We start from the raw sequence: 16,569 nt of genomic DNA on the forward strand, positions 1-16,569 counted from the left end.
CAAGCTCCCTCAACGGGGTAAAGCAATCAAAATTATATTCTTACGGACAGCGAATCATCTCGGCCTTTTGGCCGCGCGCGGATTGCCGCCCGTGCGCTCCCGTTTTTTTCCAACCAGTCCCGCTTCCTGCCCGGTGTGTTTGGTTCGGAAGTGTTGCAGCTTTTCGGTAGCGATGCCGGTGCCTTTAGGCTGGAAGGTCGGGATCAGATGGTGTTTGCCGTTGCCGATCAGATCGCTGCGGCCCATTTCCTTCAAGGCTTCGCGGAGCAGCGGCCAGTTGTTCGGATCGTGATAACGCAGGAAGGCTTTGTGCAGGCGGCGCTGTTTGACGCTTTTGGGGATAAATATCTTTTCGGCGCTGCGGCTGACCTTGTGCAGCGTATCCAGGCCGGAATGGTACATCGCGGATGCGATCGCCATCGGCGACGGCAGGAAGGCCTGCACCTGGTCGGCTCTAAAACCGTTGCGCTTCAGCCACAGAGCCAGGTTCAGCATGTCTGCATCGGTCGTGCCGGGGTGCGCGGCGATGAAATACGGGATCAGGTATTGCTCCTTGCCGGCTTCCTTCGAGTATTTGTCGAACATCTGCTTGAAGCGGTCGTAGGTGCCGATGCCGGGCTTCATCATCTTCGACAAGGGGCCCTGCTCGGTGTGTTCGGGGGCGATTTTCAGATAGCCGCCGACATGGTGGGTAACCAGTTCCTTCACATATTCGGGCGATGTGACCGCGAGATCGTAGCGCAGGCCCGAGGCGATGAAGATCTTCTTGATGCCGGGAAGCGCGCGCGCCCGCCGGTAGAGCTTGATCAGCGGCGTGTGGTCGGTGTTCAGGTTCGGGCAGATGCCGGGGAATACGCAGGAGGGCTTCCGGCAGGCGACTTCGATCTCCGGGTCCTTGCAGGCGAGCCGGTACATGTTCGCGGTCGGGCCGCCCAGGTCCGAGATGTGGCCGGTAAAGGCCGGCGAAGTATCGCGGATCGCTTCGATTTCGCGGATGATCGAGTCTTCCGAACGGCTCTGGATGATGCGGCCTTCGTGTTCGGTGATCGAACAGAACGTGCAGCCGCCGAAACAGCCGCGCATGATGTTGACCGAATGCTGGATCATTTCGAACGCGGGAATGTTGGCCTTGCCGTAAGTCTTGTGCGGCAGGCGCGAATACGGCAGGTCGAAGACGCCGTCCATTTCCTTCGTGGTCAACGGAATCGGCGGCGGATTGATCCAGACCTGGCGCGGGCCGTGCTGCTGGATCAACGGGCGCGCATTGCCCGGATTGGTCTCGCCGTGCATGACCCGTGAGGCATGCGCGTACAGGATCGGATCGTCCTTGACCGCTTCATAGGCGGGCAGACGGATTACGGTGTTCGCGCGCTGGTTTCTAAGCAGGGTCTTGTCGAAACGGATCACGTTTTCGCCCGGCGCGGCCTCCGGCGCCTTCATCTCGCAGGCCGGTTGTTCCTGATACGGGTTTTGCGGCGGCATCAGCGTTCCCGGTTTGTCGACTTCGGTCGAATCCTTGACCGCATAGCCCGGCGGAATCTCCTTCACGAAATGCGCGGTGCCGCGAATGCCGGTCAGGTCGGAAATCGCCTCGCCCTGCGCGAGCCGGTGCGCGATTTCGACGATCTGCCGTTCGCCGTTGCCGTAAACCAGGAGATCGGCCTTCGAGTCGAGCAGCACCGACTTCTTGACCGTATCGGACCAGTAGTCGTAATGCGCGATGCGGCGCAGGCTCGCCTCGATACCGCCGATGATGATCGGCACGTCTTTATAGGCCTCGCGGCAGCGGTGCGAATACACGTTAACCGCGCGGTCGGGGCGCTTGCCGGCCGCGCCGTCGGCGGTGTAGGCGTCGTTCGAGCGGATTTTTTTGTCGGAGGTGTAGCGGTTCACCATCGAATCCATGTTGCCGCCGGTCACCCCGAAAAACAGGTTCGGGCGCCCGAGCTTCCGGAAATCCTCAACCGAAGTCCAGTCCGGCTGCGAGAGGATGCCGACCCGGAAACCCTGCGCTTCGAGCAGGCGGCCGATCAGCGCCATGCCGAAGCTCGGATGATCGACATAGGCATCGCCGGTCACCAGGATGATGTCGCAGCTGTCCCAGCCCAATGCCTCCATTTCCTGCCGGGTCATCGGCAGCTCGGGGGCCACGCCGAAACGTTGCGCCCAGAATTTACGGTAACCGAACAAATACGGCTCGAAGGAAAAAGCAGGATGGGTCATTTGGTGATTACTCGGTTGATAACGCTGGAATTGGTTTTGGTGAGCGTTTTAAGAAAGCTCGAAAATTCGATACGGTAAACTGACTCGAGCGCTTCCGCCCGGCTGCGCAGATCTTTCAGCGAATACAGCGGCGCGCCTTTGTTGAAGGCCAGGCCGATCACATTGTCATAGGTTTTAACCGGCAAAAACAGCACACGGTCCTGAAAAGCTTCATTCAGCCAGTCGCGATAGGTCGCGAAAAGCTCCTTGTCGGTGCTCCACAGATTCACGACCAGCATGCCGTCATCCTTCAACAAGGCGCGGCAGGCATCGAAAAACGCGATGTTCGATAGCGACGGCGACATGCCGTCATGATCGAAAATATCGACGAACAACAGACTGAAATAGCCGGCCAAAGTTTCAACCCGGCGGCGCACGTATTCGCCGCCGTCATCCAGAATCACCTTCAGGCGCTTATCCAGTGGCAGGCCGAAATGGCTGCGCGCAACCCTGACCACGTCTTTGCGGTATTCGACCGCGACTAACCGGCAATCCGGATAATGATATAATAGGTGCCGGGCGAGCGAACCGCCGCCCAAACCGAGAAGTAAACCCTGTTCCGGAGCATCTTTAAACAGCATCCAGCTATTCATCGCGCGCAGATAGGTCAGTTCCAGATTTTCCGGATCGTCGACGCGCAGGCAGCTTTGCCTTGCGGAGGAACCGAAGTGTAGCGACCTGACGCCGTTTTGTTCGACCACTTCGATGACGCCGTCGTCATCGTGGCTTTGATAAATCAGCCGGCCCTTGACTTTGTACATGCCTTTGTCGCAAGTTTCCAATATACTGTCTGCCATTATACCTCAAGATGCTTTTTAACCTATTGAATTTATTGTTTTCATCGGCAAAATACGAGGCGCTGTGCGGCTTGAAAAAACGCGCATTGCCCTAATATCGGTTTGGAATCGTCCGCTCCTGCATAGCCGGTCAAATCGATGGCTTATTTTCCCTTTAATCATCCCGAGAATCATCATGAAACAGTTTCTTTTCCTTGTTTTATTGTCGTCCTCATTCGCCGTTTTCGCGAACGACCCGAAAAACGAATGGCACAATACCTCCTTGTCGGAAGCCACGATCAAGAAAATCCAGGAATCCCAATTCGAATATAAAAAATGCGTGGATGCCGAAATGCGCAAAACCACTTATCAGTCGGCCGATGTGCGCACCGGCACCGAGCAGATCATTAAGCAATGCGAGCCGGTGCTGGCGAAGATGCGGGGCGTCTATGCGGCCGAAAAAGTGCCCGAGGTGATCATTGGCCGTCATCTGAAGCAGATGCGCATGCAGACGACCCGTACGGTATTGCAAAACCTGATGTTTGCGGCCGCCGCGCGCGATGCCGGCCAAACCAAATAAGGAGTGATTCATGAATATGCAATATGCAATCGATTTGTCCCTACGACCGACCACCTTTGACCTCTGGCACGTTTGCCTGGCCGGCACCGCCGCGGTGTTGGCGCTGATTCTGATCTGCGTGCTATTGTCGATGCTGATCGGCATGTCCAGATGCCGGAAGAAGCATGCCGCTGCGGCAGTGGCTCCTGTCGTTGCGCCTGTCGCAGCGCCGGCTCCCGAGCCTGTCGTCAAGATCGTCGAGAAAATCGTCGAAGTCGAAAAGATCGTGCCCGGCCCCGCGCCGGAGCCGGTGATTCTGAAAGAATCGACCCCGGATGCGGCGCTGCAATTGCTCGGACTTCTGCAGCAGCAGGCGCGTTTCATCGACTTCATCAAGGAAGACCTGTCCGCCTTCAGCGATGCGGATATCGGCGTCGCCGCGCGCGTCGTGCACGAAGGCTGCAACAAGGTGATCAACGAGCACTTTACCCTGGCCACCGTGCGCAGCGAACAGGAAGGCGGCAAGGTCACACTGCCAAAAGGCTTCGACGCGGCAAGCGTGCGGCTGACCGGCAAGGTGACCGGCGAAGCGCCGTTTACCGGCACGCTGGTGCATAAAGGCTGGCAGGTCACGCAAATCCGGCTGCCGAAACTGACGCAAGGCTATAACGCGGCGATCGTCGCTCCGGCAGAGGTGGAATTATGAGCGAAGACATTCAAGCGGCCGCGTCCGGACCGCGCTATTCGGTCGGCATCGACCTCGGCACGACCCATTGCGTGCTGTCCTATGCCGATCTGAGCCAGGTCGAACACGACGACTTTTCGCCCGAAGTGCTGGCGATTCCGCAGCTGACCTCGCCCGGCGCGGTCGAAGACAAGCCGCAATTGCCATCGTTTTTATATCAGGCGCATGAAGCGGAACTGGCCGAAGGCTCGACCGCCCTGCCTTGGTCGCAAAAACCGGACTATCTGGTCGGCGAAATCGCCCGCGCGCTCGGCAGCAAGACGCCGATTCGCCTGGTCGCGAGCGCGAAGAGCTGGCTCTGCCATGCCGGCGTCGACTGCAAATCGCCGATCCTGCCGAGCGATGCGCCGGAGGAAGTCGAGCGCGTCTCGCCTTTCGCGGCGACCACCGCGTATTTGCAGCACATGCACGATGCCTGGCGCAATCTGCATCCGGATGCACCGCTCGAAGACCAGGACCTGGTGATCACGGTGCCGGCGTCGTTCGACCCGGCCGCCAGAGAACTGACCGTCGAGGCCGCTCGCGCGGTAGGCCTGGGCCAGGCGATCCTGTTGGAGGAACCGCAGGCCGCGCTGTACAGCTGGATCGAGCAGAGCCACGGCGACTGGCGTAATTATGCGCAATGCGGCGACATCATCCTGGTCGTCGACATCGGCGGCGGCACCACCGACCTGTCGCTGATCGCGGTGACCGACAATGACGGCAATCTCGAACTGACCCGCGTCGCGGTCGGCGACCATATCCTGCTCGGCGGCGACAACATGGACCTCGCGCTCGCCTATACGGTCAAGGCCAAGCTCGAAAAGGACGGCCGCCGGCTCGAACCGTGGCAGGTGCAGTCGTTGACGCACAGCTGCCGCGATGCGAAGGAAAAGATCTTCAACGATGCGTCTATCGAGCAGATGCCGATCGTGGTCGCGAACCGCGGCTCCTCCCTGATCGGCGGCACCCTGCGCACCGAACTGACGCGAGAGGAGATCAACCAGGTGCTGGTCGAAGGCTTCATGCCGAAGGTCAGCGCGATCGACCGGCCTGTCGTCAGACCGCGTACCGGCCTTAGAACCGTCGGCTTGCCGTATGCGCAGGATGCCGCGATCACGCGCCATCTGGCCGCCTTCCTGGCCAAGCAGCAAAGCGCGGCCAACGACCTGAAAGACGTGAATCTGCCCGCACAGGCGACCTTCCTGCACCCGACCGCGATCCTGTTCAACGGCGGCGTGCTGAAGGCAGAGCCCTTGGCCGAGCGCTTGACCGAGGTATTGAACTCCTGGCTCACAGCCGAAGGCGCGCCCGAGGCGAGACTCTTGCCCGGCGCCGATCTCGATCTCGCGGTCGCGCGCGGCGCGTCTTACTACGGCGTGGTCCGCAAGGGCAAAGGCGTGCGCATCAAGGGCGGCACCGCGGCCTCGTATTACGTCGGCGTCGAAAGCGCGATGCCCGCGGTGCCAGGTCTGCCGCCGGAACTGCAAGCCTTGTGCATCGCGCCGTTCGGGATGGAAGAAGGCACCCAGGAAGAGTTGCCGGACGAGGAATTCGGGCTCGTGGTCGGCGAACCGGTGCGTTTCCGTTTCTTTGCCTCGAACTCGCGCCGCGACGACCAGGTCGGCGAGCGCTTGGCTTATTGGTCGGACGAAGAGCTGACCGAACTCGACGAGATCGAAGTGACCTTGCCTCCGGAAAACCGCCGTCCCGGCGAAGTGGTGCCGGTGCATCTCGCCTCGGCGGTCACCGAAGTCGGCACGCTCGAATTGCAGGCGGTTTCGCAAAAGGGCGGCCAGCGCTGGAAGATCGAGTTTGATGTCAGAGCGGGAGAAAATTAATCCCGAAATCCACGGCCGGACGGGTTTTGCCAACCCGTCCGCACGTTTTATCGAAACCGTCTTGATACGTTCAGGAGGGGATTTCAAATATCCCCTCCTGACGGATGTTCGACTTAACTGAAATTTTTATTATGGTGTGCGCTGCACACCCTACGACCCATGTACCAACTCTGTTTCTACGTCCCCGAATCGCATCTGGAAGCGGTCAAGGCTGCCCTGTTTGCGCAGGGCGCCGGCCACTACGAGGCCTACGACCGCTGCTGCTGGCAGGTGAGGGGAGAAGGACAGTTTCGGCCGCTGGCAGGCAGCCGGCCGCATGTCGGAGAAACCGATAGACTGGAAAGGCTGGACGAGTACAAGGTCGAGATGATCTGCCGGGACGAAGCGATCCAAGCCGTCGTCCAGACCCTGCTGGCCGTCCATCCCTACGAAGAACCCGCCTATCATTTTTACAAAATCCTGACCGCCGCGGACCTGTAAAAACGTCGATTCCGGCGCATCTTATTGCCGGTACCGCTTCAACTCTTCCAGCAACCACCGATCGCTGTCCTGGGCTTTTTTATCCCCGCAATACACCCGGTATTTTTTTCCGCTCAGCTCGCTCTTCGTCGCGCTCAGCGCGATGAAATCCTCCGCCGTCGCAATCTCGTCCTTGAAATGAGCGTATTTCTTTTGGATATGTTCGGCTGCCTCCTTGCCGCTATGCATCTCGCCGTTGCGCTCGTAACGGCACTGGGTCCCTTCGACAAACTTTAATAGGTGATCTATTTCCGCATCGGCTGTTAGTGCCTGCGCCGTTGCCGTGAAGCCTATCGATAATAAGAAAATGAAGTGTTTGCAGGTCATGTTCATGGCGGTTTAAAGAATGAATTTAATGATGTGCTACAGGGTCAAAAAGCTGTTAAAAAATGTCGCGTACCCCATAACAGAGAGTTTCATTATCAATAATTTCCGCCCCGAAAAGCAAAGGGGAAAGGCCATGTCATCGAATATTACCATCTTGAAATGGCTGTTCGCGCTGGTTTTGATTTTTGGCGGATTCGTGGTCCACAAGATCTTCGGCGTGCTGGCCACCGATCTTTCCGGCAAAGAATATGTCTGGCTGCTGAAATTGATCTCCGAATTCGGCTTGTTCACCTCGGTCGTGATTTCGGTCGGTTTTTTTCATCACTGGATCATCGCGACCGAAGAACGCCGGGAAACCGAGAAGATGTTTCAGAACGTGCTGACCAAATATATCGACGGCACCGTGATCAACGCCACCAAACGCGGCTTTGTCGGCATCACCAACAAGGAACTGGATTTTTCCGAGCTGATGCACGGGCTTTATCACGGCGATTATGTGTATTGGCTGATTACCTTCGATCCGCGCTACAAACATCACTGCCGGGAACTGGAACATGCGATCCGCAAGGGCGTGCACGTCAGGATGCTGATTTTAAAGGATTGTCCGATCTCCGAGATGTGCGCCAGCGAAATCATCGGCTACGAGGCCGAGGAGTTTCGCCAAAACAACCGCCTGTTCCTGTCCGCGCTCGAAGACATCGCAGGGCGCATCGACAACCGCAGCGAAGGCTCGCTCGGCGTTTTCGTCTACGACTCGCTGCCGAGCATCCCGTTGTTCATCATCCTGCGCAACGCGCCGAAAATGATGGAAATCTACAACAGCTTCTATCTCTCCGAACCGGTCGGCAGGATGCCTTACCTGCACTGGCAGGCCGACATCAAGACCCGCACGGAGTATTCTTTCGAATCGGCCAACTGGAACATGCCCGATCTGTTTGCGGAGTATTTTCAAAGACGCTGGTACGCCGAGCGCCAAAAACTCGGCCTGGCCGAAAAAGACAATGCGCCGTATCAGGATTTTCTCTATGCGCCGGCAGCGGCGAAGCAAAAGTGCACACAGTTGACTGACGGATAGGAGAGCTAGAGGCTCCCCATCCGGGCCGCATGGGCCGCTTTATGGATTGCCCCAGGACGCGCGATCGATGCGGTTCTCGGGCGACGCGGAAACAACGCTAACGAAATCCTTAGTGTTTTTTCCGGCTTTTTTTGCTGACCGATTTTTTAGCGACGGGCGCCTTGGCCGGTTCGAAGGCACGGCCTTTGATGCGCAATTGATCCGCCAGCTGCTTGACCGTATCGTTCATCGCGGAACGGGTTGCCTGTCCCAAAGCGCTGGCGGCAAAAGCGCTTTCGCCGCCGCCGATACCGAATACCGATACCCCGCTGCTGGCCGATTCTGCGGTGAAGCTGCCATGCGACACGATGGTACTGACCATGCGTCCGCTATTGGGTTCTACGACTTGCAGATCCAGGCCGACGGCACCGGTACGGCGGGCCTTGGTATTTTCCCAGGTCGGATTGGCGGCAGAGACCGCTGCGCCGGCGATGCCTGCGGCCGGCGTTCCTGAAATCGCACCGGCGACGCCCAATACCGTTCCGGCCCAGCCCAGCGATCCGCCCTGGCGCTCGTTATTGGCTTCCGCAACCTCGCTAAATTCGGTGACGGTGCCCTTGATCACGAAAGGCCCGACTTCGCCGGGGCGCAGCAAACTCGCCGGATCATCGGCATGCTTCAAGTAATGATCGTAATCGATCACGACGATATTCCCCGAGTTGCCGAGCGTGCTGAGAAGCTGCGCGGCAATGCCTTTGCCGACCTTATCGCTCATGCCTTGCATAGGCGCTTCATAGGCGGTGGGCGCCGGGCTGTCTCCGTGCGGGCCGATCCAGCCGAAAGGTCCCCAGCCGTAATAATTGCCCTTGGATTGGCCGCTGCTCGGCGGCGGCCCGCCGGCGGAGCCGCCCGTGCCGACCTGCAAGGGCTCGACGGTAACGACATACATCGGTTGCGCGGCATCAAACGGAATACGCAGGGTCTCTACCTGCATCGACTCCGGAGTCGCCGAGGTGGCCTGCACGGATTTTTTATCTACCGTTGCGGTGCAGCCGGTAATGAGCGTCAAGCCGATGCTTGCAAACAATACTTTTAGCTTCATGTTCTCTCCCAAAAAAAGGTTTGATTTTCCAGGCGGCGTCCGGAAAAACGGGCGGTTTAAAACCGTGACATAGACTAGCATTTGTGCCGCCGTGATCCAAGCCTGACAGCCAGAAACTGTCGACGACATTCGACGAGGCGCGGATTTGCCGGCCGCGCAGATGCAGGATTCGCCGGATCGACTATAGTGTACGGTGAATTCTGTATACCCTGCCGAAGCAGGGACCCAAATAAATTTGATCCGGGGAAGCGAAGCTATGCGCAAATCAGCCGTTCGGTTGACCGTCGCCGCGCTGTTGGCCGCGTCGTGCGCGCCAACGTTAGGCGATCAGATCTACAAATGCAAAAATTCGGAAGGCCGGCTGCTTTATCAAAAGACACCCTGCGCGGCCAACGTCGAAACGCTCTTGTCCTGGACTCCGGCCTTCAAAGCCCCATCCGCCGAAGCCATGCCGCTGGCGCTGAAACAGAACAGCAGCGGACACTATTTTGTCGACGGCGCCGTCAACGGCAAGCCGCTCGTTTTTGTGATCGACACCGGCGCTTCGATCGTTTCGCTGCCCAACGTGATCGCGTCGGCGGCCGGCATCAGCTGCAAGGACAAGGCGCTGATGGATACCGCGAACGGCATCACCGAAGCCTGCACCGCGGTGATTCCGGAACTCAAGTTCGGCCAGTTCGTACTCAAGGATGCGGAAAGCATGATCGTGCCGAATCTGAGCCAGCCCCTGCTCGGGATGAACGTCCTCCAGCATTACAAGATCGCGCAGGAAAACGGCGAATTGCGCATTTCTGCGCATTAGCCGGAGGGGCCGGGCGACCAGCGACCTCGCATCCGGCTAATGTGCCGTTATGCTCAATGCAGTTTCGCAAGCCATGCCGGGTCGATCCGGCAGCCGCCGACTTCGGGACGGTCGGCGATGTCCTGCTCGAAATCGCGGTAAGTCGGCAATTGGAAGGCCAGACGGTTGATCTTGCCGTCCGCGAATTCGAATTCGAGCGCGCCGCCTTTGATCCGCGGGCCGCCAGCCGGGGAGGTGAAGAGCAGGATGCCGATGCCCTTGCCCTGTTGTCCGGGGGCAGGGCGCGCGCAGCTCAGCTCGCCGAATTTAAGGCCCAGAAAAACCTCGGCCAGTTGCTTCGCGCTGACTTGAATGCCTTCTCCCGGAATCGGCGAAAGGGCAGGGGTTACAGGAACAACCGGCGCAGGCGCCGGAGGCAAGGCGGTATCGCCAGGCAGAGGCGCCGCCGGAGCCGCCGGCGGATTCAGCAGCTTTTCCAGCCCGAAATCGCCCAGATGGTTTTGCAGCAAGACCTTGCCGTTCGCTTTGTCCGCGGTCATCAGCAGCGGATACAATTGCCTTTCCATCTCCGCGGCCGACGTGTTTCTAAGCACCGCCAGCAACTGCCGCTCGATCGATTGCAGGGGCGAGAACAATTGCTCCTGCTGCCGACTGGTGGCGCCGAGCTGATCCCAGTCGGCGGGCGTATTGACCGCCAGCCCCATCGCCTTCATCACCGCATAATCGTCTTCCGCCAGGCAGTTGCCGAAATTCTTGTCGCGGTAGGCGGCGATCGTTTTCGGACGCATGTCGCTGTCCGTCGCCCGGCGCCGGTCGATGTTGTAATTTTTCCAGTCGCCGCTATTGCCGAGGAAATAATACAACAGCGCATCGCGGTCGAACTTGTTGAAGCCGAGCGCCTTCAGGGTCAGTTTCAATTTCCGGCAGTTCGTTTCGACCTCCGCGTAATTTTTCCAGTCCGGCTTTAAATTCGGTTTGTCGGGGTGCGATGACTGGGCGATCAACTGACCCAGGCTGATATCGCCTGCCGCCCCTTTGATCGTCGACCGGCTCAGTTCCTCGAAAGACAGGTCATGGGCATCGGGTACGCCATCGGAGCCGGTACGCAAGAGCAGCGTCGGCGCGATTTCGGGATACACCTTCAGTTCGCCCAAGGGTTTGGTTTCGGCGCCGAGTAGATTCAGGCCGCCTTCGTCGATCTGAAAGACCTTGAAGACGGTCTGGTTCAGCTTGCCGGTCTTGCCGCTGTAGGTGGCCAGCGCCGGCAGCGAATGCGATTCGGAACTCTGCTTCGCGGACGACTGATTTTGGGCAGGGGCCGCTGGTTGATTGCTCTGCATCCACTGTCCGGCCATCTGTCCCATGACAGCGACGCCCAGCCCTGCGCCGGTCAAAGCGAGGATGCCGCTGGCCGCATTCACGTCGCCGACCAGACTCGACACATCCAGATCGCTGTTCGCATTGGTATAGAAATCATAATCGACCTGCGTTTCCCGGCCGTTGTCGAGCCGCAGCCACGGCGTCAGAGTCAGCTTTTTCGCATCGAACCTGAAATTGCATTTGCCGGTCGTGGCCTGGTACAGAAAGCCGGACGCTTCGCCCTGGAATTTGACCACGTCGTTGCGGACCCGGTAAACCAACGCGGCGGACAAGTCGCCTTTTTGATAAGGCGCAAGGTCCGAACAGCCGCCTTTCAGGAAATTGTCGCCCTGAGCCGAGAATTCGGAAACCAGGCGGATGTAATAGTCATCGCCATCGATCGTCTGAAAACCGGCCAGTGGCTGAAAAGGCTGCGGGGTCATTTCGGGCCGGTCTATCGCAATCTGGCGGGTTTCCGCGCAGGCCGTCAGCAAGGCGGCGGCAAGCAAAGTTAAATGTCGGGTTGATCGGTGTTGAAAAGACATGCTGTAATCTTGGCTGCGCCGTTTGCACGGCGGATAATGAAATGAGAGTAAACATCGGGATTTTATCATCTTTCGCTTTTGTGGTTAACGCCGATTTGCGGTCCGCCAGGCATCGGCTGGCAGCGAAAGCGCCGCCGATTGGTAAATCCACGCCGGGACCATTAAAATACCCGGCTTATTCTGTTTCGGTCTGATCACGGTAATGCAAGCTTTTAAAACCGAGGAAAACGCCCCGGGCAAGCAGCACGGCGAAGAAAGCTCGCGGCGGCAATGGATCTGTGTGTTTTTAGTGATTTTGCTGCTGCATGCCGCGCTGATCGCTTACCTGCATCGGCCTGACGAGCCGGAAACGCCTGCAAAACCCCAGGTGATGGATGTGGCGCTGCTCGCCGCGCCGGCGCCGCAGCCGGCAAAGCCGGTTCCGTCCGCGCCGCCGGTCGTGCCGCCCAAACCGCAGCCCAAGCCGGTCAAGCCGAAAAAAGCGCCGGTAACGCCGAAGAAAACGCAGGTAGCCCCGAAGCCGGTCCGCGCCCCTACGCCAACGCCAGAGCCCGCGCCGGCCGCAAAACCCGAAGCGGCGGCACCCCGGCAAACTAGTCCTGCGCCGCCGGTTTCGGCGCCGCCAAGGCCCGCGGTAACACCTTCGGCGCCTCAGCCGAAGACCGAAACCTTTACCGAGGCGAACTATAAGGCCAATTACAAATCCAATCCGAAGCCCGAATACCCACGCCTCGCGAGAAGCCGCGGCTGGCAGGGCAAAGTCCTGCTGCGCGTCCAGGTGACGGCCGACGGCCATGCCGCCAGCGTTCAGGTGCAACAGAGCAGCGGTCATGAAATTCTCGACGAAGCCGCGGTCGAGGCGGTCAAGAACTGGACTTTCATTCCGGCCAAACGCGGCGACACCCCGGTCGCCAGCACGGTCACCGTGCCGATGCCATTCAAATTGTTGAACGAATAACTCTCTGGAGAAGTGAATGCCCCTGCAAATTCCACCGTCATTGATCATCGATGGAACCCTGTATACTCTGCTGCTTTTTTCGGTGATCACCTGGACGATCATCGTGTTCAAGGCCTGGCAGTTCAGTCGGAACAGCCGCGACAACGCGCGTTACCTGGAGGCCTTCTGGGATGCGCCGAATCTGGAAGCGGCCGAAATTCTGCCGCCGAGCCTGGCGCGCGGCCCGAAAGCGAACATCGCGCAGCGCGGTTTCGCCTGGCTGGCCGACCTGAAGCAAACCGGCGGCGCGGCGCTGAAATACCGCGGCGAGCCGGAAGCGTTGCTGGAACAGGCCCTGCGCATCCAGACCCAACAGGAACTGCGAACCATGGAAAACGGCCTGACCATGCTCGCCAGCATCGGCAGCACCGCGCCCTTCGTCGGCCTGTTCGGCACCGTGCTCGGCATCATGAACGCCTTGCAGGACATCAGCAAGAGCGGCTCGGCGAGCCTCGACGTGGTCGCAGGGCCTATCGGCGATGCGCTGATCGCGACCGCGATCGGCATCGCGGTCGCGGTGCCGGCGGTGCTTGCCTACAACTATTTCGTGAAGCGCGCGAAGCAGCACCGGGTCGGCCTCGAAAATTTCGCCGACGGCTTTCTGCATATCGCGTTCAATTCGGACGCGCACGCGAGGAAATAACATGGCCTTTAAAGCACAATCGGACGACCAGGACGCGGTCAGCGAAATCAACGTCACGCCGCTGGTCGATGTGATGCTGGTGCTGGTGATCATTCTGCTGGTCACCGCGCCCCTGTTGACCCAGTCGGTCAAGGTGAACCTGCCGAAAACCGCGCAGACCACGGCCGACGTGAAAGATCAGCCGTTGCAGCTGGGCATCGATGCAAAAGGCGCGATCACCCTGAACAAAAAACCGCTCGCCGATACCTCGGCGCTCGAAGCGGCCTTGAAGACCGAGCTGGCCCGAGACCCCGAAATTGCGGTGCACCTGTACGCGGACCAGGCGGTCAACTACGGCAAGGTCGCCGAAATCATGGCCGCGGTGCAACACGCGGGCATTTCGAAGATGGGCTTTGTGACGGTCGAGCAGTAATGAGGCCCGACCCGGCGCCGGCCCGCATGGCTTGCGCAGGCCCGGCATGAATAGCATATAATCTGACTCTCGCACGGATAAATGTGATTATGAAACTCAAAAACACCCTGTTCTGCCTGCTTCTGTCTGCCGCCTCTGCCAGTTTTGCGGAAGACAAAACCCCGATCCGTATCGGCATGCAAGCCACCGGCACCTCCGGCTGGGAGCTGTCGGTGTTGGAACAGGACCCCGAAAAGGCCAAACGCCCCTTCACGATAGAGACGCAGCCGCTCGCGAACGCCGAGGCCGGCAAGATCGCGCTGCAATCCGGCGCGGTCGATCTGATCATCTCGGATTGGATCTGGGTGTCCAGGATGCGGTCCACGGGTGCCGATTTCACCTTTTATCCGTATTCGACCACCTCCGGCGCGCTGGTCGTCGCCGGCGACAGCCCGATCAAAGCGCTGGCCGACCTGAAGGGCAAGCGTCTCGGCATCGCGGGCGGCGAGTTCGACAAAAACTGGCTGCTCTTGAAGGCGCTCGCGAAAAAACAAGGGTTCGATATGGAGGCGAACGTCGAAAAGGTGTTCGGCGCGCCGCCCTTGATCGACGAACAATTGAAACTCGGACGCATCGATGCCGCGCTGAATTACTGGCATTTTGCGGCGCGCCTGGAGGCCCAGGGCTACCGGCAGATCATCGACGGCAAGGGCATCCTGCAAGGACTCGGCATCGACGAGCCGGTCGCGAACCTCGGTTATGTGTTCAAGCAGAGCTGGGCTTCGGCGCATAAACCGGCGCTCAACGCGTTTTTGAAGGCCACCGAAACGGCGAAAAAGCAGCTTTGCAGCCAGGATGAAGCCTGGCGCAGCGTGATTCCGCTGCTGAAGACCAACGATCAAGCCAGCCAGGATAAGCTCAGGCAGCGCTATTGCGACGGCATCGTCCAGCCGGGCGGCGCAGCCGAACGGCAGGCCGCCGAGCGCATCTACCTGCTGCTCCGCGAGTTGAGCGGCAAACAGCTGACCGGCGCTGCCGAATCGGTCCAGCCCGGCACCTTCTGGACCCTCGACTGATCCCGGCGCATCTTGAGTAAACTGCAACAATTTTTCCCGGCCCTGTCGCTGGCGGTGTTCATCGCGCTCTGGCAGGGCGCCGCGTGGGTGCTGGACAGCAATCTCCTGCCTTCGCCGATGACGGTGGCCGGCGTGTTTTGGCTGGAACTGGTCTCCGGGCAACTGACCTATCATCTGGGATCGACGCTGATCCGCCTGATCGTCAGCTTCACTATCGCGATGCTGCTCGGCTCGGCGATCGGCCTCGCGCTCGGGCGCAACAAAAATCTGAACGCGTTCTTCGACAACTGGCTGGTGATCTTTCTGAACATCCCGGCCCTGGTCACGATCATCCTGTGCTATGTCTGGTTCGGTCTGAGCGAAACCTCGGCGATTTTGGCGGTCGTGATCAACAAGCTGCCGAACGTGATCGTGACGATACGCGAAGGCGCCCGCACGCTCGATCAGGATCTCCTGGACATGGCGCGCTGCTATCGGCTGAGCCGGATCGACACGCTGAAGCACGTGATCTGGCCGCAACTGCATCCTTTCATGATGAGCGCGACCCGCTCCGGCCTCGCGTTGATCTGGAAAATCATCCTGATCGTCGAACTCCTGGGCCGCAACAACGGCGTCGGCTTCCAGTTGCATCTGTATTTTCAATTGTTCGATGTCGCGAGCATCCTGGCCTATTCGATCGCGTTCGTGATCGTGATCCAGGGCATAGAGCACTCGATCCTGAAACCGCTGGATAAGCAGTCGCAAAGGTGGCGCAGGTGAGCGACATTCAGATCGAGATTCGGCAAAAGCTTTACCCGGCCGTGGGCCAGGCCGCCTCGCATGCCGCGATCCAAGATTTTAAGCTGACGCTGCATGCCGGCGAGTTCGTCTGCCTGGTCGGCCCGTCCGGCTGCGGCAAGACCACGCTGCTGAACATCGTCGCCGCGCTCGATCAGGACTATGACGGCGAGATCCGCGTCGCCAGGCAGCAGGCGCAGCCGAAGATCGGCTATATCTTCCAAAATCCGCGCCTCTTGCCCTGGCGCACGGTCAGGCAGAACATCGAACTGGTGCTACAAGGGCGGGACGCCGGCGAGACGGTCGATTTCCTGCTCGAGACGATGCAGCTGACCCGCTTTCAGCATGTGTATCCGGAGCGCCTGTCGCTGGGCATGAGCCGAAGGGTCGCGATCATCCGCGCGTTTGCGATCGACCCCGAACTGTTGCTGATGGACGAGCCGTTCGTGTCGCTCGATCCGCCGACCGCGCGGCAAGTCCGGGAGCTGTTGCTGGAGCTTTGGCGGAAGCGTCCGCACACGGTATTGTTCGTCACGCACGACCTGCGCGAAGCGATCGCGCTGGCCGACCGGTTGATTTTTCTGTCGCCTTCGCCGATGTCGATCGTCGGCGATATTCGGGTCCCGATACCGCGAGACCTACGGCGGGATGAAAACGAAATCGAGGCATTCAGGCGCCAGCTTTTGGACGGCGCGCCCCATATAAAACAGCTTCTGTAGCGCTTTGATCGCGGCTTTCGATTACGCCAACCGGGGGTTGCTAATTGGATAGATTTGCCCGATACTAGCACCGATCAGGCTTTGTGAAACGTTAAA

The 16,569-nt window shown here is 59.3% G+C and carries 17 protein-coding genes; 12 read left to right on the forward strand and 5 right to left on the reverse strand.

Features of this window, described 5'->3' with window-relative positions:
* Positions 1-54 precede the first annotated feature (54 nt).
* Together ACEPPP_RS12860 and ACEPPP_RS12865 are read right to left on the reverse strand one after the other, a co-directional pair.
* Complete coding sequence (locus tag ACEPPP_RS12860) at positions 55-2,223, reverse strand: YgiQ family radical SAM protein (protein ID WP_374087281.1); 2,169 nt, start codon at positions 2,221-2,223, stop codon at positions 55-57.
* Positions 2,220-3,059 carry a spermine synthase gene (locus ACEPPP_RS12865; protein WP_374087283.1) on the reverse strand — a complete coding sequence of 280 codons (840 nt, stop codon included), beginning with the start codon at positions 3,057-3,059 and terminating at the stop codon, positions 2,220-2,222. Before ACEPPP_RS12865 ends, ACEPPP_RS12860 begins: the two co-directional genes overlap by 4 nt.
* A gap of 175 nt (positions 3,060-3,234) precedes the next feature.
* On the opposite strand from ACEPPP_RS12865, the gene ACEPPP_RS12870 reads away from it, so the two are divergent.
* The 4 genes from ACEPPP_RS12870 (at position 3,235) to ACEPPP_RS12885 (ending at position 6,642) form a co-directional block, all read left to right on the forward strand.
* Positions 3,235-3,618, forward strand: a complete 384-nt coding sequence (locus ACEPPP_RS12870) for a hypothetical protein (protein WP_374087285.1) — start codon at positions 3,235-3,237, stop codon at positions 3,616-3,618.
* A 10-nt stretch (positions 3,619-3,628) separates the two neighbouring features.
* Positions 3,629-4,303: a DUF2760 domain-containing protein gene (locus ACEPPP_RS12875; protein WP_374087286.1), complete on the forward strand. Its 675-nt coding sequence runs from the start codon at positions 3,629-3,631 to the stop codon at positions 4,301-4,303.
* Entirely contained in the window at positions 4,300-6,162 is a 1,863-nt protein-coding gene (locus tag ACEPPP_RS12880) for an Hsp70 family protein (RefSeq protein ID WP_374087288.1), read from the forward strand. The genes ACEPPP_RS12875 and ACEPPP_RS12880 overlap by 4 nt, the downstream gene beginning before the upstream one ends.
* A 159-nt stretch (positions 6,163-6,321) precedes the next feature.
* Positions 6,322-6,642, forward strand: coding sequence for an NGG1p interacting factor NIF3 (locus ACEPPP_RS12885; protein WP_374087289.1), 321 nt, complete (start codon positions 6,322-6,324; stop codon positions 6,640-6,642).
* 21 nt (positions 6,643-6,663) lie between these two features.
* Here ACEPPP_RS12885 and ACEPPP_RS12890 read toward each other — a convergent pair whose 3' ends face one another.
* Positions 6,664-7,008, reverse strand: a complete 345-nt coding sequence (locus ACEPPP_RS12890; RefSeq protein ID WP_374087291.1) for a DUF5329 family protein — start codon at positions 7,006-7,008, stop codon at positions 6,664-6,666.
* 133 nt (positions 7,009-7,141) lie between these two features.
* Between ACEPPP_RS12890 and ACEPPP_RS12895 the strand changes: the two genes are divergently transcribed.
* Positions 7,142-8,083: a hypothetical protein gene (locus tag ACEPPP_RS12895; protein ID WP_374087299.1), complete on the forward strand. Its 942-nt coding sequence runs from the start codon at positions 7,142-7,144 to the stop codon at positions 8,081-8,083.
* 109 nt (positions 8,084-8,192) lie between these two features.
* On the opposite strand, the gene ACEPPP_RS12900 is transcribed toward ACEPPP_RS12895, so the two are convergent.
* Entirely contained in the window at positions 8,193-9,164 is a 972-nt protein-coding gene (locus tag ACEPPP_RS12900) for a hypothetical protein (protein ID WP_374087301.1), read from the reverse strand.
* Between the two features lie 256 nt (positions 9,165-9,420).
* On the opposite strand from ACEPPP_RS12900, the gene ACEPPP_RS12905 reads away from it, so the two are divergent.
* Positions 9,421-9,966 carry a TIGR02281 family clan AA aspartic protease gene (locus tag ACEPPP_RS12905; protein WP_374087303.1) on the forward strand — a complete coding sequence of 182 codons (546 nt, stop codon included), beginning with the start codon at positions 9,421-9,423 and terminating at the stop codon, positions 9,964-9,966.
* Positions 9,967-10,019: 53 nt separating this feature from the next.
* On the opposite strand, the gene ACEPPP_RS12910 is transcribed toward ACEPPP_RS12905, so the two are convergent.
* Complete coding sequence (locus ACEPPP_RS12910) at positions 10,020-11,870, reverse strand: hypothetical protein (protein WP_374087304.1); 1,851 nt, start codon at positions 11,868-11,870, stop codon at positions 10,020-10,022.
* Between the two features lie 202 nt (positions 11,871-12,072).
* Between ACEPPP_RS12910 and ACEPPP_RS12915 the strand changes: the two genes are divergently transcribed.
* From ACEPPP_RS12915 to ACEPPP_RS12940, 6 genes are all read left to right on the forward strand, one after another.
* Positions 12,073-12,828 carry an energy transducer TonB gene (locus ACEPPP_RS12915; RefSeq protein ID WP_374087305.1) on the forward strand — a complete coding sequence of 252 codons (756 nt, stop codon included), beginning with the start codon at positions 12,073-12,075 and terminating at the stop codon, positions 12,826-12,828.
* A gap of 16 nt (positions 12,829-12,844) precedes the next feature.
* Positions 12,845-13,510, forward strand: coding sequence for a MotA/TolQ/ExbB proton channel family protein (locus tag ACEPPP_RS12920; RefSeq protein ID WP_374087307.1), 666 nt, complete (start codon positions 12,845-12,847; stop codon positions 13,508-13,510).
* A gap of 1 nt (position 13,511) precedes the next feature.
* A complete protein-coding gene (locus ACEPPP_RS12925; RefSeq protein WP_374087308.1) occupies positions 13,512-13,922 on the forward strand; it encodes an ExbD/TolR family protein in 411 nt (136 codons plus the stop codon).
* 89 nt (positions 13,923-14,011) lie between these two features.
* Positions 14,012-14,977 carry an ABC transporter substrate-binding protein gene (locus ACEPPP_RS12930; protein WP_374087310.1) on the forward strand — a complete coding sequence of 322 codons (966 nt, stop codon included), beginning with the start codon at positions 14,012-14,014 and terminating at the stop codon, positions 14,975-14,977.
* 12 nt (positions 14,978-14,989) lie between these two features.
* A complete protein-coding gene (locus ACEPPP_RS12935; protein ID WP_374087311.1) occupies positions 14,990-15,736 on the forward strand; it encodes an ABC transporter permease in 747 nt (248 codons plus the stop codon).
* A complete protein-coding gene (locus ACEPPP_RS12940) occupies positions 15,733-16,473 on the forward strand; it encodes an ABC transporter ATP-binding protein (RefSeq protein ID WP_374087313.1) in 741 nt (246 codons plus the stop codon). The genes ACEPPP_RS12935 and ACEPPP_RS12940 overlap by 4 nt, the downstream gene beginning before the upstream one ends.
* Positions 16,474-16,569: the final 96 nt, after the last annotated feature.

Origin of the sequence: Methylomicrobium lacus, assembly GCF_041897535.1 — a bacterium.
GTDB classification, from domain to species: domain Bacteria; phylum Pseudomonadota; class Gammaproteobacteria; order Methylococcales; family Methylomonadaceae; genus Methylomicrobium; species Methylomicrobium lacus_A.

Bases quoted from the DNA above. Each gene is read 5' to 3' on its own strand.
- ACEPPP_RS12900 (WP_374087301.1), bottom strand. From the start codon at position 9,164: ATGAAGCTAAAAGTATTGTTTGCAAGCATCGGCTTGACGCTCATTACC.
- ACEPPP_RS12885 (WP_374087289.1), top strand. From the start codon at position 6,322: ATGTACCAACTCTGTTTCTACGTCCCCGAATCGCATCTGGAAGCGGTC.
- ACEPPP_RS12930 (WP_374087310.1), top strand. From the start codon at position 14,012: ATGAAACTCAAAAACACCCTGTTCTGCCTGCTTCTGTCTGCCGCCTCT.
- ACEPPP_RS12875 (WP_374087286.1), top strand. From the start codon at position 3,629: ATGAATATGCAATATGCAATCGATTTGTCCCTACGACCGACCACCTTT.
- ACEPPP_RS12905 (WP_374087303.1), top strand. From the start codon at position 9,421: ATGCGCAAATCAGCCGTTCGGTTGACCGTCGCCGCGCTGTTGGCCGCG.
- ACEPPP_RS12860 (WP_374087281.1), bottom strand. From the start codon at position 2,223: ATGACCCATCCTGCTTTTTCCTTCGAGCCGTATTTGTTCGGTTACCGT.
- ACEPPP_RS12865 (WP_374087283.1), bottom strand. From the start codon at position 3,059: ATGGCAGACAGTATATTGGAAACTTGCGACAAAGGCATGTACAAAGTC.
- ACEPPP_RS12925 (WP_374087308.1), top strand. From the start codon at position 13,512: ATGGCCTTTAAAGCACAATCGGACGACCAGGACGCGGTCAGCGAAATC.
- ACEPPP_RS12910 (WP_374087304.1), bottom strand. From the start codon at position 11,870: ATGTCTTTTCAACACCGATCAACCCGACATTTAACTTTGCTTGCCGCC.
- ACEPPP_RS12895 (WP_374087299.1), top strand. From the start codon at position 7,142: ATGTCATCGAATATTACCATCTTGAAATGGCTGTTCGCGCTGGTTTTG.
- ACEPPP_RS12920 (WP_374087307.1), top strand. From the start codon at position 12,845: ATGCCCCTGCAAATTCCACCGTCATTGATCATCGATGGAACCCTGTAT.
- ACEPPP_RS12880 (WP_374087288.1), top strand. From the start codon at position 4,300: ATGAGCGAAGACATTCAAGCGGCCGCGTCCGGACCGCGCTATTCGGTC.
- ACEPPP_RS12870 (WP_374087285.1), top strand. From the start codon at position 3,235: ATGAAACAGTTTCTTTTCCTTGTTTTATTGTCGTCCTCATTCGCCGTT.
- ACEPPP_RS12890 (WP_374087291.1), bottom strand. From the start codon at position 7,008: ATGACCTGCAAACACTTCATTTTCTTATTATCGATAGGCTTCACGGCA.
- ACEPPP_RS12915 (WP_374087305.1), top strand. From the start codon at position 12,073: ATGCAAGCTTTTAAAACCGAGGAAAACGCCCCGGGCAAGCAGCACGGC.